Source organism: Streptomyces vulcanius, from assembly GCF_042653945.1.
Lineage (GTDB): Bacteria > Actinomycetota > Actinomycetes > Streptomycetales > Streptomycetaceae > Streptomyces > Streptomyces mangrovi.
On sequence record NZ_JBHSFK010000010.1, the window covers coordinates 265720 to 280946 of the forward strand.

General features: G+C 71.7%; 15 protein-coding genes. 7 read left to right on the plus strand and 8 right to left on the minus strand.

The genetic code is table 11. The annotated features are described in order from the left end of the window. The 4 genes from ACFPIH_RS18020 to ACFPIH_RS18035 form a co-directional block, all read right to left on the minus strand. Positions 1 to 1038 (minus strand): endonuclease/exonuclease/phosphatase family protein, encoded by a 1038-nt coding sequence (locus ACFPIH_RS18020; RefSeq protein WP_381170813.1) that lies wholly within the window; start codon positions 1036 to 1038, stop codon positions 1 to 3. Continuing rightward, the gene (locus tag ACFPIH_RS18025) at positions 983 to 1330 is read right to left on the minus strand and encodes a hypothetical protein (protein WP_381170811.1); all 348 of its coding nucleotides are present in this window, start codon (positions 1328 to 1330) and stop codon (positions 983 to 985) included. Before ACFPIH_RS18025 ends, ACFPIH_RS18020 begins: the two co-directional genes overlap by 56 nt. A gap of 54 nt (positions 1331 to 1384) precedes the next feature. Then, positions 1385 to 2266 (minus strand): hypothetical protein, encoded by an 882-nt coding sequence (locus tag ACFPIH_RS18030; protein WP_381170809.1) that lies wholly within the window; start codon positions 2264 to 2266, stop codon positions 1385 to 1387. A 280-nt stretch (positions 2267 to 2546) separates the two neighbouring features. Then, a complete protein-coding gene (locus tag ACFPIH_RS18035) occupies positions 2547 to 2957 on the minus strand; it encodes a hypothetical protein (RefSeq protein WP_381170807.1) in 411 nt (136 codons plus the stop codon). 135 nt (positions 2958 to 3092) lie between these two features. Here ACFPIH_RS18035 and ACFPIH_RS18040 point away from each other — a divergent pair, with 135 nt between their 5' ends. Further along, positions 3093 to 3758 carry an NAD(P)-dependent oxidoreductase gene (locus ACFPIH_RS18040; RefSeq protein ID WP_381170806.1) on the plus strand — a complete coding sequence of 222 codons (666 nt, stop codon included), beginning with the start codon at positions 3093 to 3095 and terminating at the stop codon, positions 3756 to 3758. A gap of 119 nt (positions 3759 to 3877) precedes the next feature. Next, positions 3878 to 5083 carry a hypothetical protein gene (locus tag ACFPIH_RS18045; protein ID WP_381170804.1) on the plus strand — a complete coding sequence of 402 codons (1206 nt, stop codon included), beginning with the start codon at positions 3878 to 3880 and terminating at the stop codon, positions 5081 to 5083. A 15-nt stretch (positions 5084 to 5098) separates the two neighbouring features. On the opposite strand, the gene ACFPIH_RS18050 is transcribed toward ACFPIH_RS18045, so the two are convergent. Beyond that, the gene (locus ACFPIH_RS18050) at positions 5099 to 5257 is read right to left on the minus strand and encodes a hypothetical protein (protein WP_381170802.1); all 159 of its coding nucleotides are present in this window, start codon (positions 5255 to 5257) and stop codon (positions 5099 to 5101) included. A 138-nt stretch (positions 5258 to 5395) separates the two neighbouring features. Here ACFPIH_RS18050 and ACFPIH_RS18055 point away from each other — a divergent pair, with 138 nt between their 5' ends. The 3 genes from ACFPIH_RS18055 to ACFPIH_RS18065 all read left to right on the plus strand — a co-directional run bounded on the left by ACFPIH_RS18055 (position 5396) and on the right by ACFPIH_RS18065 (position 8535). Further along, positions 5396 to 6739: a helix-turn-helix domain-containing protein gene (locus tag ACFPIH_RS18055; protein WP_381170800.1), complete on the plus strand. Its 1344-nt coding sequence runs from the start codon at positions 5396 to 5398 to the stop codon at positions 6737 to 6739. A 114-nt stretch (positions 6740 to 6853) separates the two neighbouring features. Beyond that, positions 6854 to 7843: a permease gene (locus ACFPIH_RS18060; protein WP_381171472.1), complete on the plus strand. Its 990-nt coding sequence runs from the start codon at positions 6854 to 6856 to the stop codon at positions 7841 to 7843. Beyond that, positions 7840 to 8535 (plus strand): TIGR03943 family putative permease subunit, encoded by a 696-nt coding sequence (locus tag ACFPIH_RS18065; RefSeq protein WP_381171470.1) that lies wholly within the window; start codon positions 7840 to 7842, stop codon positions 8533 to 8535. Before ACFPIH_RS18060 ends, ACFPIH_RS18065 begins: the two co-directional genes overlap by 4 nt. 41 nt (positions 8536 to 8576) lie before the next feature. Here the strand turns inward: ACFPIH_RS18065 and ACFPIH_RS18070 are convergent, their stop codons facing one another. Then, the gene (locus ACFPIH_RS18070) at positions 8577 to 12554 is read right to left on the minus strand and encodes a CHAT domain-containing protein (RefSeq protein WP_381170798.1); all 3978 of its coding nucleotides are present in this window, start codon (positions 12552 to 12554) and stop codon (positions 8577 to 8579) included. Between the two features lie 261 nt (positions 12555 to 12815). Between ACFPIH_RS18070 and ACFPIH_RS18075 the strand changes: the two genes are divergently transcribed. Together ACFPIH_RS18075 and ACFPIH_RS18080 are read left to right on the plus strand one after the other, a co-directional pair. Then, positions 12816 to 13187, plus strand: coding sequence for a hypothetical protein (locus ACFPIH_RS18075; protein WP_381170796.1), 372 nt, complete (start codon positions 12816 to 12818; stop codon positions 13185 to 13187). Beyond that, positions 13184 to 14077: a hypothetical protein gene (locus ACFPIH_RS18080; protein WP_381170794.1), complete on the plus strand. Its 894-nt coding sequence runs from the start codon at positions 13184 to 13186 to the stop codon at positions 14075 to 14077. The genes ACFPIH_RS18075 and ACFPIH_RS18080 overlap by 4 nt, the downstream gene beginning before the upstream one ends. 94 nt (positions 14078 to 14171) lie before the next feature. Here the strand turns inward: ACFPIH_RS18080 and ACFPIH_RS18085 are convergent, their stop codons facing one another. Together ACFPIH_RS18085 and ACFPIH_RS18090 are read right to left on the minus strand one after the other, a co-directional pair. After that, a complete protein-coding gene (locus tag ACFPIH_RS18085) occupies positions 14172 to 14738 on the minus strand; it encodes a hypothetical protein (protein ID WP_381170792.1) in 567 nt (188 codons plus the stop codon). Between the two features lie 34 nt (positions 14739 to 14772). Then, entirely contained in the window at positions 14773 to 15225 is a 453-nt protein-coding gene (locus ACFPIH_RS18090; RefSeq protein ID WP_381170790.1) for a hypothetical protein, read from the minus strand. Positions 15226 to 15227 lie beyond the last annotated feature (2 nt).

The window sequence follows — 15227 nt, forward strand, 5'->3', positions numbered from 1 at the left end:
TTATCGGTGGAGTTCGATCTCCACCAGCAGCGCACGGTGATCGGTGTCGTCGAGGTGCAGAAGGCGGGCGCGGCTCGCCGAGAACTCCTCCGAGACGAGCACATGGTCGATCTGCGCGCCGAAGACGGGCGTCGTACGGCTCGGCCAGCTCGGCTCGCGCCCCTCACCCGCGAGCCGGGCGGCGTCCCGCAGCCCGGTGTCGAGGATCCGCCGGAAGACGGCGTGGTCCTGGGAGGCGTTGAAGTCCCCGGCGAGAATGAGCGGCCCGTCGCCGGAGTACCGGTCGGCGAAGTCCCGAAGCCGCCCCGACTCGCGCTTCCACAAGGCCACTTGTCCGGGCAGCGGCGGCTTGGGATGCGCCAGCTGAAGCCGGACGGCCTGCCCGTCGATGTCGGCGACGGCCCCGGGCATACCCATCTGGCCGCGCACACCTTCGGCGGCCGTCAACGGGAACCGGCTGAGGATGACGGACCCGACCGAGGTACCGCCCGGCACGGCCTGCCGGTAGGGATACTCGTCCCCGAGCTCCCGCCGGACCGTCGCCTGACACCCGTACTCGCACTCCTCCACGAACACCACGTCCGGCCGCTCCCGCCGTACGACGGGGACGAGCGCGCCGGTGGCCCACCCGAACTCGACGTTCGCGGTCAGCACCCGCAGCCGCGCGACGACCGGCCCGGCCGGCTCGCCGCCGTCCCCGTACGGCTGGAGGAACCAGGCGAGCAGCGACACCGCCACGACCCCCCACACCACCCCCGCCCACCAGCGCGCGAGCAGGGCGGCCGCCATCCCGATCCCCGCCGGCACGAGCAGCCACGGCAGGAAGGCCAGCGTCTGCGGTACGGGGGTGATCCCGTCGGTCCCGAACGCCCGGCACCCGACGACCACGCTCACCCCGGCCAGCAGCGCCCCCGCACCCCAGACGGCGAGAACCCGCCCGCGCCCCCACCGCCGCCGCCGTCCGTGTCCGTGTCCGTGTCCGTCAGCGGAACTCCCGGACGACCTCGATGCGTCCCACGATGTGCGCGTTGAACTCATCGAGCTCCTCAGCCGGTATCCAGAGCTCCAGGATGGTCTCTCCGCCGGCCTGCCGCACCGGATACCGCTCCAGGAACCCGCTCTCGACCTCGAACCGCGTCACATACCCCACGCCGGAGGCCGGCACGTTCCAGTCCCGCGCGATCCGCACCGCGTAGTCCTCGTTGAGCACGGGATAGAAGATCGGCTGCTCGGGCAGCCGCGGCGGCCAGGCCTTCCACCCGGCCGCCTCCACCAGCGCCAGCTCCTCGGGCCCGGTGGGCCGCCAGAGGGTCGTCGTGTTCTTGGTCATGGGGTGACGGTAGAGCCGGGGACGGCCTGTCGGCCACGGAGTTGAAGGACGTGGTCAGACCCGTACCCGGGTGGGTTCCGGAGGGGGAGCAGGGGTCGGGGCCGGGCGGGCGCGGGGGCGGCGGCGGGTCAGCCAGGTCATCGCCGCGACCGTCAGGCCCAGGGTGAGGAGGAGCCAGGAGGTGGTGCGCAGGGTGGTGGTGAGGGCGTCGTAGACCGCGGCGGCGGCCGGGCGGTGGGACGGGTCGGGGAGGTCGGCCAGGGTGAGCCGGCGGCCGATCGCCACGGCCAGGCCGAGGAACGCGCCGCCGAGCGCGGTGCCCAGGGCCGTCGCGGTGATCGCGCGGCGACGGCAGGCGGCGACCGCGATGCCGGTCACCGCGAAGACGACGGCGGCCAGGGGGAGCCAGAAACCGGCCACGTCGAGCACGTGGTAGCCCTTCCGGAGCGCGGCGAGTTCATGGGGCGGAAGGAGGTCGACCCGGGTGTGCGCGACCGGGACGCGGTCGGCGAACGGCACATGGTCGATCGTCATCTGGTGGCGGAGCGGTGTGGTGACGGTCGCCAGGTCGACGGTGACCGGGTCGTCGTCGTGGCCGGCGCGTTCGTCCTGGAGCGCCCGCATCACGGCCGTGTGGGCGGCCTCGTTGCCGGCGTCCCACGCGGTGCGGTAGGCGCGGGTCGAGGTGAAGGAGCGCACCGCGTCCCGGATGAACAGCGGGTTCACCCCGGCCTCGCGGGCCACGCCGTCCCCCACCGTGTCGGCGACGGCGTCCCGGACGGCGGGGTCGGAGGCGAGCGGCGCCATCGTGGTGACGTAGCGGCCGGTGTCGGTCAGGCCGTACGCCACCCAGGCCGCGAGCGCGCCGAACGGCACGAGGAGGCAGGACAGGGCGATCAGGACGGCCGAGAGGGCGGTCCGCAGGCTTCGGGACACCTCACCAGACAACGGTGTGCGGGCGGCGCGCGCCAGTCAGTGGCGGCCGTACGGGTGGACCGTCGCCACGGCCTGCGCCGTCCTCCGGTGGAGGGTTCCCCCGAACGGGTGTTTCCTGGAAGGGCGGGTGGAACTTCAAGGGCCTCGCCGGGCGGCCGGGAGCGGATACCGGGCGCCCGGCGAGTGGAGGGATGAGGGAACGCGCGGGTCCCGGCGGCCGTGATGACGCCGGGACCCGCGCTGTGCTGTCCGCCGTTGGTCAACCGCTGGTCCGCCGGGCTCAGCGGATGCGGTGGCCCTCCGCGTCCTCGTGCGTGTAGTAGCGGTAGAACAGCGTCACGAACGTGGCCGCCGCGACCGCCAGCGCCATCGCGCAGGAGCGCAGGACGCTCGCGCCGGTCTCGCTGTACATGAAGCCGAAGGCGATGCCCGCGAACGCCGACCACAGTCCGGCGTGCAGTTCGCGCAGCATGTGCGGGGCCAGCGCGTGCAGGCCCATCCACGCGGCGGCGAACACGATCGCGGAGACGAAGCCGAGCAGGACGTTCCAGCCGGTGATGGGGCCGCCGGAGCGGTCGTTGGCCGCCACCCAGTAGCCGTAGACGAGCCCGAGCGCGACGGGTACCGCCCACGCCGTGATCCGGTGGGTCCGCACGCCGAAGATGTCGGGCCTGAGTGTCGTCTGAGCCATGGCCGCGCTCCTCTCTCTCCTCGCCCCGCCTTCCAGAGCACACCTGGGAGGCCGTCGTGGCAAGTCGTGTACGGCGGGCACCCGGATGCGAGCGGTCCTCCCGCGTGCTTCGCTGGGCGCATGACGCACGGCCCCATGACACACGGGTCCGCCAAGCGCGAGCGGACGAAGGTCGTCCTCTTCGGCGCCACCGGCACCGTCGGCAGCCGGATCGCCACGGAGGCGTCCGCGCGCGGGCACCTGGTACTGGCGGTCAGCCGGTCCGGGCAGTCACCGATCCCCGGTGTCGCCGCCGCCGCGGGCGACGCCTCCGACCCGGCCGCGGTGGCCGTGCTGGCACGCGGCGCCGACGCGATCGCCTCGGCGTGCGTACCGCCCCGCGACGCGACGGACCCGCGCGAGCCGTTCCTCGCGCTGAACGAGGGGCTGGTGGCCGGGGCGCGGGAGGCGGGCGTGGGGCGGCTGGTGGTCGTCGGCGGCGCCGGGGGTCTGGAGGTCGCCCCCGGACAGGCCCTCGCCGAGCAGCCCGGCTTCCCCGAGGGCTTCCTGCCGGAGGCCGACGCCCACCGTGACGTCCTCGCCTTCTACCGTTCCGTCGACGACCTGGACTGGACGTACGTCTCCCCGGCGCCGGAGATCGCCCCCGGCGAGCGCACCGGCCGCTTCCGCACCGGCGGCGACGCGCTGCTCACCGACGCGGAGGGGCACAGCCGGATCAGCATCGAGGACTACGCGGTCGCCTTCGTCGACGAACTGGAACGGGACGCCCACCCGCACGCCCGGATGTCCGTCGCCTACTGAGCGGCGGCGAGGGCGGGACGTAAGTCTCGTACGGGGACGATTGCGGTCCTGAGGCTCCCCTTCGCAGTGTCACCGGTTACGGTGCTGACGTATCCGATCGACAGGGGAGGGGACCGACCATGCCCGGAACCGTGCTGCTGCTCGCGGCCTCGCCCGTGGGTAAGGGGTGTCTGGTGGACGCGGCGTCCGTCCTTCCCGTGCTCGCGGCCGTGCCGCCCGCCGTGCTGGCCGGGACCGACACCGCGAACGTCGTGGAACTGGCGGATCCGCTGGAGCCGCAGGCGGTGCTGACCCGGCTGCGGGCCGCCGCGGCGGCGGAGGGTCCGCTGACGGTGTTCGTCACCGGGCAGGTGCAGCTCGACCGGCGGCAGCGGCTGCCGCATCTCGCGCTGGCGCGTACGACGCCGTCGACGATGCGGTACACCGGGTTCCCCTGGCACTGGTTCCGGGAGGAGCTGCGGTTGCGGGTCGCCGGGGCCACGACCGTGTTCGTGGATCTGCACGCGGACGCGGAGGCGTGGGGGTGGCTGCGGGGGCAGGGGCCCGGGCCGGGGCAGGGGCTTGACTGCGGGCCGGCTGTGGGGGTGTACGGGCGGGTGGCGCCGCCTCCTGGGCGGCGGTCGGTGGGGGCGCCGACGTATATGAAGGCGGTCGCGACGATATTGCGGAGCGGGGGGCGTCCCGCCGTCGAGCAGTTGCATCAGATGGCGTTGGCGCGGATCGCGGGGGAGGGGGAGGTGGGGGACGTGGTGTTGTCCGGGCGGACCGGGGTGGATTTCGCCCCCGCCGCCCCTGCCCATTCCCGTCCCCTGGGGGCTGCCGCCCCCAGACCCCCGCAGTCGGCCCTGAACGGGCCTCGTCCTCAAACTCCCCCGGACGGGCTGAATGACGCTCACGTGAGTGTCGATCCGCACACCGCCATCACCACCGCCGTTCAGGCCGGGCGGCACACTGATGCCGATGGGCTGGCGGCTCGGTGGCAGCAGAGCGCCGCCGTTTCGCACGGGGTCGGCTCCGAGGAGGCGTTGCACTGGGCCGAGGTGCGGGCCGATCTCGCGATGTTCGCGGGGGACGCGGAGCGCAGTTGCCGTACGTGGATGTCCGTCGCGGCGGCGCGGCTGGCCGTCGGGCAGCCGGTGGACGCGCCCGCGGTGGAGGCGGCCGTGGACCGGGCGCATCACCAGTGGGGGCGGATCGGCGATCCGGCCCGGGCCCGTGAGCTGGGTCCGGCGCTCGCGGAGCTGCGCGGCCGGGTGCCCGGCAGACGGCAGGGGGCGCTGGACCATGTCCGGCGTCAGCTGCGGCAGTTGCAGACACCGGCCTGACCCGGTCGGAGCCCGCTATCGGCCGTCGGGCTGTTCCTGGGCCGCCGGGGGTGTGGCCGTGGAGGCGGCCGGGACCGCGTTGGCCGCGGTGATCAGGGCCGCTGCGGCCAGGAGGGCCGCGGCGGCGGCCCTGGCGAAGCGGTGTCCGTGGGAGACGGAGGGGTGTCCGGGCACGGCAACCTCACAATGTCGACGTCGGCGGACCACGGCTGACGACACTCATGTATTAAGCAGGCTTAATTCGCCGTTTAACCTAGAGGGTGCGATAGTCCAACGGCAAGAGGTTCAGGGGGAGTTGGGGGTAAGCGAGGCGTGGGAGAACGGGACGAACCGGAAGTCGTCGGGCGACGCGTACAGCGATTGCGCGTCGAACGAGGGCTGACGCAACGGCAATTGGCGGAGCCGACCTACACACCTGCCTACATCTCCACCCTGGAGGCGGGCCGGGTGCGGCCCTCCGACGAGGCGCTCAAACACATCGCCGAACGGCTCGGCGTCGACTTCGACGAACTGGCCACCGGGCGGTCGGCACGGCTCGTCACCGATCTGCGCTTCCGCCTCACGGAGGCCCAGCGCACCCTCGCCACCGGCGACGCGGAGGACGCCGCCCTCCAGTACGCCGCGCTGCTCGCGGAGGCCGAGGAACACGGCCTGGCCGAGGAGCAGTACGCCGCGCTGCTCGGACTCGGGGAGTCCACGATCGAGACCGGCGACCTGGAGGCGGCCCGGCTCCACTTCGAACGGGCGGAGGCGTGTCTCGCCGACGCACCGCTGCCCGCCCGCGTCCCCGCCCTGCGCGGGCGCGCCGTCTCGCACTTCCTCGCCGGTGAACTCCGGTACGCCGTCTACCTGTTGGAGTCCACGCTCGACGAGCTGAACCGGGGCGGGCTGCACGACCCGGACGCGCTGCTGCTCCTGTACGCCTCCGTCATCGGGCCCTACATGGACATGGGCGCCCAGGCCCGCGCCGCCCAGGCCGCGGAGTTCGCGCTCGCCCTCGCGCCCCAGGTCGCCGACCCCGCGCTGATCGCCCGGATGCACCGCTCCGTCGCCCGCACCCTCCTCGCCGAGGGCCGGCTCGCCGAGGCGGACGCCAACCTCGCCAAGGCCGCCGAGCTCTACCGCCAGCTCCAGTTCCGCACTGAACTCGCCAACTGCCACTGGATGCGCGGCTACGTCTACGCCCAGAACGGCCAACTGGAGCGCGCGGAGGAGGAGTTGAAGCAGGCCCAGACCATGCTCGACGCCCGCCGCGCTGTCCTCTACAGCAGTCAGGTCGCCGTCGAGCTGGCCGACGTACTGCACCGCAGGGGCAAGTCCGAGGAGGCGGCCGAGCTGTTGCAGCGCGTCCTCGGGGACCTCTCTCCCGAGCGCGGCGCGATCCACGCCGCCGGGGCGCACCGGCTGCTCGGCATCATCGCCGAGGACGCCCGTGACACGGAGGCCGCCGAGGAGCACTACGTCCGCGCCCTCAGCCTCCTGGAACGCGCGGGCGCCGCCGGCGACCTGGCCGACCTGTGCCGCATGCTGGGCGACCTGCTGCGCCGCACGGGCCGGGTGGAGGCGGCCCTCGACGCCTACCGCACGGGCCTGGGACACCGCACGGCCCCGGGAACCACGACCCTCGGCCCTGCCCCTGCCCAGCCGCCCCTCTAGCCCGTCACAGCACCCTCTGGGTGAAGTGCCGGGTGTCCCACAGCCCACCCCGCTAGCGTGCGGCGCGTGCGGAACGAACGGACAGCGGCGGCCGACGGCCTGAGAGCCGTCGGGATGGTCGTACGGGCCGCCGGGTACGCCGTGCTCGGCGGCGCTGTGCTCGTCGCGGTCGCGGCGATCGTGACCGTCGCCTCCGTACTCGGGCCGACGCTCGCGCTCGACCTGTACACCCCGCCCGTCGCCGCCTGGTGGACGGTGTTCACCGCCGTCGCCGTCCAGGGCGTGCCGTTCCTGCTCCTCGGTACGGTCGTCTCGGCGGCCATCGGCGCGTTCGTGCCGGAGCGGGTGTTCCAGCGGCTGCTGCCGCGCAGCCCGGCGCTCGCGGTGCCCCTCGCGGGCGTCGCCGGGGCCGTGCTGCCGGGGTGCGAGTGCGCGTCGGTGCCGGTGGCCGGGAGCCTGATGCGGCGCGGGGTCGCCCCGGCCGCCGCCCTCGCCTTCCTGCTCTCCGCGCCCGCGATCAACCCGGTCGTGCTGGTCGCCACCTCCATCGCCTTCCCCGGCCGGCCGGAGATGGTCCTCGCCCGGCTGCTCGCCTCCCTCTCCACGGCCGTCGTGATGGGCTGGCTGTGGGCCCGCTTCGGCAGGGACGAGTGGCTGCGGCTGCCGAAGCGGGACGACGGCCACGGCCACGGCGATCACGCCACCGGCGCCCGCGCCTTCCTCACCGGCCTCCAGCACGACTTCCTGCACGCCGGCGGCTTCCTCGTGCTCGGCGCGGCAGCCGCCGCGACCTTCAACATCGCCGTCCCGCGCTCCGTGCTCGACCTCTTCACCGGGTCGGTGTGGGTGGCGGTCCCCCTGCTCGCGGCTCTCGCCGTCGTGCTGTGCGTGTGCAGCGAGGCCGACGCCTTCGTCGCCGCGTCCCTCAGCGCCTTCCCGGCCACCGCGCGCCTCGCCTTCATGGTCGTCGGACCGATGGTCGACCTGAAACTCCTCGCCCTGCAGACGGGCACCTTCGGCCGCGCCTTCGCCGCGCGGTTCGCGTCCGTGACCTGGCTGGTGGCCGTGACGGCCAGTGTGCTCGTGGGGTGGTGGCTGCTGTGAGACGGTACGGCCCGGCCCTCCTGCTCCTCCTCACCGGCGCGGCGGTCCTGCGCATCACCCTCTTCGGCGACCTGTACCTGCGCTACGTACAGGCGGGCCTGCGCCCGTACCTGATCGTGTCCGGGGCGACCTTGATCCTCCTGGCCGCCCTGACCGCCGTACTCACGCAAAGCCGGGACGACGACCACCACCACCGCCACGGCCCCCGAACCGCCTGGCTGCTCACCCTCCCCGCCCTGGCCCTGCTTCTCTTCCCGCCGCCCGCCCTCGGCTCCTACAGCGCGGGCCGCGAGGCCGCCCAGCGGGCCGAGCAGGGGATCGGCGCCTTCCCGGCGCTGCCCTCCGGGGACCCGCTCACGCTCACCGTCGGCGAGTTCAGCTCCCGCGCGATCTACGACAGCGGGCGCTCCCTGAAGGGCCGTACCCTGCGCCTCACCGGCTTCGTCACCCACGGAGACGACGGCACCTGGTACGTCACCCGGCTCCTGGTCACCTGCTGCGCCGCCGACGCCACCACCGGAAAGGCCGAGGTCAGGAACGCCGACGCGCTCCCCGCCGACACCTGGGTCACCGTCACCGGCACCTGGCACCCGAAGGGCGCCCTCGGCTCCGACGCGGCCTGGCCCCCGGTCCTGGACGCCACAGCCGTCAAGCAGATCGACCAGCCCGCCGACCCCTACGAGAAGCCGTAGAGCCTGTCGTCGAAGTGATCTCCCGCTGGGATGCCGCTCCCTTACAGACCGTAGTGCAGGAACGGGGCCCACAAGTCGGGGTGATCCGGGTAACGATCGCGCAGGGCGCGGGTGGCACGGGCAAGGGCGGCGGAGCCCTGGGAGTGACCACCCGCATCATGGAAGAGCTGGGAGAACTCAGCGGCGATCAGGTCACGGACCGGCCAGAGGGTGGCGACCACGCTCCGGAAGCCGGCGAGCTGGAACGCGGCAGCCAGGTGGGTCAGTTCGTCCGGTGCGTCCGGGGTGGGCGTGACCGTGGCACAGGCTGACAGCTGTGCGAACTCGGCGTTCGGCAGGTCCAGGCGGGACAGGTCGTCGATGGTCAGCAGGCCGTCGAACAGACCCAGGCCGCTCAGGTGCGGGCGGACCTCGTCGCGGACATTGTGGCAGGCGAAGTGGACGCGGGCGGCATGTGGCAGAGCGGTCAGGACGCTCTCACGGGTCGCCTCCTCGTTGAACAGCCCTACAGCGTGCGGAAAGAGCTCGGTCAGCGCCTGGCCCTCGGCCTCAGCGCCGGCCAGTTCGGCGCCGTTTTCGGTGCGCCGTACCGCGACAATCAGGTCACCACCCGGCCGCGGTGCGGTGGACCGCACCAGACTGCGGGCCAGCAGGCGAATCGTCGGGGCATACGACGACTCGACCAGGTCGAGCGCGGACCGGCCTTGCGGGGCGGTGGCGGCGTGCAGCGGAAACGCGCTGAGCAGGCCCGTCGGCACCCACCACACGCGGGACGCTTGCACGTTCTCCAGGACCGGACCGACCACTGCGGTCCACAGCCATTCCAGGATCTCGTCGGTCACCCCGGTGTCCGCCGCGGAGAGCAGGCCGTAGGCGTGCGAGCGGACATCCTCCTGGTTCAGCCCGTCAAGCGCCAGCACGCGGACACCGGGTTCCGGGCCGACGATCAGGGCGTGGCCGCCGAATCGGCTCACGTTGATCAGCACGATCGGACCGGGCAGGTTCAGGGCGGTCAGCTCGGCGGTGGCCGGTGGACGCAGGAACTCCTCGTGGCCGGGAACCTCGCGGATGTCGTCGAGCAGGTCGGTCCAGGCGTTCCGGCTCTGGTGGGCGCGGACGGAACGCACGTAGCCCTCCGGGGCGTGGGCACCCTCGGCAGCGTCTGCGGTCAGCGCCTGGCGCAGGCGGTCGAAGCGTTCGGCAAGGTCGGGCCGGGCCTCCCGGAGTTTCGCCAGGTCGGTCCGCAGGTCAAGCTCCAGCGACAGCAGCACCGCACGGGCCTCCTCGGCAGCCTCCAGCGCGCCGACCGGGTCCCCGGCCAGGATGTGCGCGGTCACCGCCTCACTGCCCACTTCGGTGATCTGGGTGAGCTGGGCAGCCCGGTCCACCCGGTCGATCTCCTCCAGCGCAGCGAGGCGCATCAGAGCGACGGCTTCGCGGTAGCAGGTGACGGTCAGGTCGTGGCGCTGGAATTGCAGGGCGAGCCGACCGGCGCTGCGCAGGGCAGTCAGGCTGTCCATCGCGTAGGTGATCGTGGTGCGCGCCAGATGGCACAGCCGGTCCAGCTGTACGTCGGTCGGCTCGGAACGCTGTTCGTAGATATGGGTGAGGCGCCTGAGCAACGGCCCGCGGTGGGCGCCGATCTGCGGAGCCAGGTCGAGTGCCTCCTCCAGCAGACAGGCGGCCTCGGTCAGCTCGGTGTTCTCCCCGGTCAGCAGATAGCGCTCGAGACGTATGTCGGAGAGGTGAGACAGGTGCCCGAACCTCTCGGCCGAATGCTCGTGCCGGATCGTCTCGGCCTCGGCGGCGCGCAGCGCAAGCTCCAGGTCGACTGCGAGGCCGGTACGGCGGAACTCTCGCAGGAACCGCCTGGAATGCTGCTGGGTGACAGGCTCCGCGATCGGCAGGGAAAGGAGGAGTTCCTGTAGCGCGGCGTCCATCGCGGCAGCCAACTCGGCGCCCTCGGGCCCGTCTGCGTACTCTTTGGCGATGGCAGGCAGGGTGACTGCGTTGCGTCCGAGGTCCGGGGTGACCGCACGCCGAAAGAAGCGCAGCCGCAGGCTCCGGGCTCGGATCAACCGCTCCCGCTGCCGGGCGTCGTCCGGCGGGGCGAGCGCCATGGCCTCGTCGGCCAGCCGGGTGGCTGTCTCCAGGTCATCGGTGTCCTGGCCGTTGACGCCGCGGACGAGGTAGGCGTCGCTGAGCCGGCCGAGCCGCTCGGGCAGTTGAGGATCGTCGGCCGGGGTGGCCTCGGTCGCGGAGGTCAGCAGCAGGACCGCGGCGTTCGCCACCGCCGGACTCCGATCCCGGGAGACGTGGCTGATCAGGCCGGCAGCGTACCGGGCCTGCCACTCCGGTTCGGCACGCGGTCCGAGTAACCGGTCCAGCGGGTCGGGCAGGTCGTCCCCGAGCGCCTCCTGTGCCGGCAGCCAGTGCAACAAGGTCTGCGCGAGCTCGTCGAACCGGCCGGAGTCGATGGTCGCGTTGTTCCGCAGGATGTGGAAGTCGCCGAGCACACCACGTGCTTGGGCCAGGGTCGGCAGGGCCGGGTCGCGCGCGGTCAGCCGCTGGGCCAGCAACCACAGATACGCGGCGTCGGTCATCGCCTCGGAGGACAGCACGAAGTCGTGGTCGTCGGTCTGTTCGACCGCACGGAGCCGACGGCGCAGGTTCTCCTGGGCCAACGACTCCAGCATGGGCAGCAGCCCCCGCTCGGGCTCCGGTGAGGTCGGGTCCGGCCAGGCGTCGAGCACTGCCGTCCGGGCCGCGTCGACCGCGGCGCGCAACCTCGCCGGGTCCGGCCGGAGCTGGTATGCGGCTTCGAGGGCCCCTGCCAGGCCGTCAGCCATCGAAATCCGCCCAACCGCCGAGGTGTCCTCTGTCCGGGCGCGCTGGAACAGGGAAATGCACTCATCCAGATCGGCGGCGTCGCCCAGTGCGTCGAACCGGATCCGCAGTGCCGTCGCAAGCAGCGACGTGGACCGCCCGGCTGCGTTGTCACGCAAGAGCCCGATCGCTTCCTGAAGATCCTCGATCCGCCCGGCCTGCTCGTACCGGACGGCGAGGGCCAGACCGAGTTCCTGTCGAGCGGACTGCCGTGCCTCGCCGGCCGCATCAAGGAGAGCGGCTCGCAGGGCACTCACCTGGTCCGCATCCCCGACCTCCGGATTGTCCGGGTGCAGCAACAGCACCTGCGTCAGGCCGGCGACCTGCGCACGGACCGCCGCACGCGACGGGCTCTCCGGCAGCGCGTCGACCGCTGCCGTGCCTTCGGCCACTGCCTGCTGCAGATCCTCCAGGCGGTGGAAGGCCAGGAAACGCCGCCACAACGCGGCGCTGCGATTGGCCAGCAGCGGGGCCGGGTCACCCGCGAGCGACCGGGTGATCGCCAGCGCCTCGTCGGTCAGTGCCAGGGTCCGATCGATGTCGGACATCACCGAGGTCTTCTCGAACCGGCTGGCATGCAGCACGGCGACGTTCTGCAACAGCGTGGCACGCAGCGGGTCCGGCTCGGTCGCCAGGTCCAGGGCGCGCCGGCCGTAGGTGACGGCGGTGTCGAGATCCGCCGCGTTGCCGGTCTCGGTGTACCGGTCGTGCAGGAGCAGGGCCGCCTCCACCAGCGCCGGCGCCGCGTCGGCGGTGAGATCCAGCGGCCACTGCGACAGCGCGAAAAGGCGTAGCCCGGTGTCCCTGTGCCGAGTCAGCGTATGGGCCGCGATGCCGCGGAGTATCCCGCTCGCATGGGCCTCGGTGTTGTCGATCGCGAGTGGCGCCGAGCCCCGAAAATGCTCCTGGATCTCCGGGGGCGGCGCGCTCGGACTGCGCTGCCACAGAACATGGAAGAACTCGAGCGCCCAGTGCTGCTCGATCTCCCGGTCGTCCTGTGGCCCGCTCTCGAATCGCGCCCAGTGCAGCCAGCCAAGCAGGTGAAGAGCCGCGTCGACGAGACTGTCACCGCCGTCCGCGACCTGCTCCCACCACAGTTGTGCGGCCTCGACCAGAGCCTTGTCGTCCAACACGCCCTCAGGGTCGCCGTGCTGCCACCTCGAAATCCGTTGTTCCAGTCGCTCACCGGGCTGCCTAAAGGCGGTCATTGGCGGCATTGTTGCACCGGCATCCGACAGTCGTCTTCAAGACCCGGAAGGCGGCTGCTTCTTACCAGAACTGGCCGGCAAGCTCCTTTGACCCCACCTGTCCGGGCTACATGACGGTTGCCGAGAAGCTATCGTCGCATCGGCTCAATTCGGTTGGGCAGTGTGCGGCGAACGCGGGGGATGAAAGTGTCCACAAGTGCCACGGACGAGGAACGCGAACGGCTCGCGCTGACCTATCTGTGCGAGCGTCTCCCCGACATCCGTGCGGCACTCCCCGGACGTCCGGCGGAGTACCAGACCTTGCTGACAGCGATCGAGACCGCAGCCCGGACCCGGACGCCGATCGCTGAACTGCTCGAACAGCTCACCCAGTTCGATGGGGACGGATCGTATCGCCAGTTGCCGCACGAAATGCCGTTCGGTCCCGGTCACGCCGACGAGGAGATCGCTCGCTGCCCGGACGGCGCCTGCTCGCGACTTGAGCGTCCGCGACCGGCAGGGTTGTCACCGCGCTGCCGGGTGACCGGCGAGCGCATGTCCACGCGGACGACCGGATGACCACCTTCTTCGGCGAACTGGCCAAGAAGCTCGCCGAGCGCTGGGTGTCACTGCTCGCCATCCCCGGACTGCTCTTCCTCACGGTACTGCTCGTCGGCGCCCGTTTGCGCTGGGCGCACGCGGTCGACGTCGGCTATGCACTCGACTCACTGGACAAGCTCGTGGCTGACATCGGCCGATGGCCCTCGGCCCGAAAGACGCTCGGCGTGGCCGGCCTCCTGCTCGCCGCCGCCGCGGTCGGACTCGCGGCCGGCGGTCTGGCAGCCGGGGTTCGTCTGATCTGGCTCGGACGCTGGCCGACGCCCCTGGCACGGTGGCCCAGCACAGTCCGCCGGAACCGCTGGGACGCTCTCGTCGACCAGCGGTTCGAACTGGAGAAAGCTGACGGCCGGACCGACGAAATGCAGTCCGTGATCGACGACTTGGCGGCGCGAGCGAACCGGATCGCCTTGGCCCGCCCGGCCCGTCCCACCTGGATCGGTGACCGGTTCACAGCAGTCGAATCGATCGGCCACGAGCGCTACGGCCTGGATCTGACCTTCGTCTGGCCAGCTTTCTGGCTGGTCGCGCCGGACCATGTCCGTTCCGAGATCGAGGCGGCAGGCGGGCAGTTCGCCGACGCGACCGTCCGAGGGGCATGGGCGAGCCTGTACGGCCTGCTCGCGCTGCTCTGGCCGCCCTCCGGCGCCGTGGCCGTCGTCCTGGGCGTCGCCGCGTGGCGCCGGGGCAGGTCCTCGGCTGCGGCGCAGTCCCGGCTCGCCGAAGTCGCCCTGGACCTCCATGGGCGCGACCTGGCCACCACGCTCGGAGTCAGCAGCGAGGAGACAACGGGGCCTCTCACCCCTGAGGAGGGCGCCGCGATCACCCGTATCTGCCGCAAGGGACGCTGACACAGAACAGCCGCGAACTGACTTCAGGCGCTGCGCACAAGCACAGTGACGCTACGCAGAGGGCATGGGGCGACATGGCCATGCGAACGCGATCTCAGGGCTTCTTCTCGACGTCCTTCACCGAGGTCGGCCCCAACTGCTTGGCGCTGGCGTACTCCGGCATCGTCATGGGCTTGTCGAACAGGAAGAACGACTGGTTCGTGCCGACCGTGAACTCCATGTACGCGCCCGTCGTGGCGTCGAAACCGTAGTAGGCGTTGCAGGTGGAACCCGACGTGTACGTGCCGTCCATGCCGGGCTGCGCGAGGACCGCGATGCCGCTGTCGGAGTGCTCCACCTTCTCCGTCGGAGTGAGCATCTTGCAGCGCGGCACCGGCAGGCCCTTCATGATGAAGTACCCGTACTCGCCGTTGGCGTTCTGGATGTAGACGTACGAGAGTTTGCCCCGCTTCCCCCACGTCTTGATCCACTGGTTGATCGCCTCGCGGGTCGGCGAGTACTCCATGCGGCCCGCCGGCTGCTGGGCCACGAGGTGGTCGTAGTTGTCCTGCTTGGCCTTGTTCTCCTTGTCCTGGCTGGTGTCGCTGGTGCAGGACGTCAGGGCGAGGCCCACAACGAGCGCGACAACGGTGGCCAGGGCCATGCGTACGAACTTCTTCATGCCGTGCTGCCCTCTTCCCGGGATGAGATGGGGATCAGTTGGTGCATGTCGTGCGCTCGGCGGTGGCATCCAGCCGGTACGGCAGATCCTTGTCACGGAAGGGCGCGCGGTGTTCCTGGGCGGCCTTCGAGTTGTAGTCGTTGACCGACTCGATCCGCGTGGCCTTCAGCGCGGTGATCGACTGGTCGATCTGCGTGGTGCGAGTCTCCGAAGCGGACTTCCGCTCCTCCTGGAGCGCCTGGATCGTTCCTTCGGCGTTCTGCACGGCCTCGCACAGATCGAAGAACTCCTCGTACGTGGCCTGACGGAACTCGCCCGAGCCGACGGTGTTCTCGCGCTCCTCCGCCTCACCGCGGAACGGGGCGGTGATCCACCCCGCGCCGCCGAAGGCGAACACCCCGATCACGTACAACACCGCCAGGCCGACGACCCCGCCGACGACCCATGCCCCTAACCGTGCCCCCTCGCGTACCTGCTCCATGGCCATCC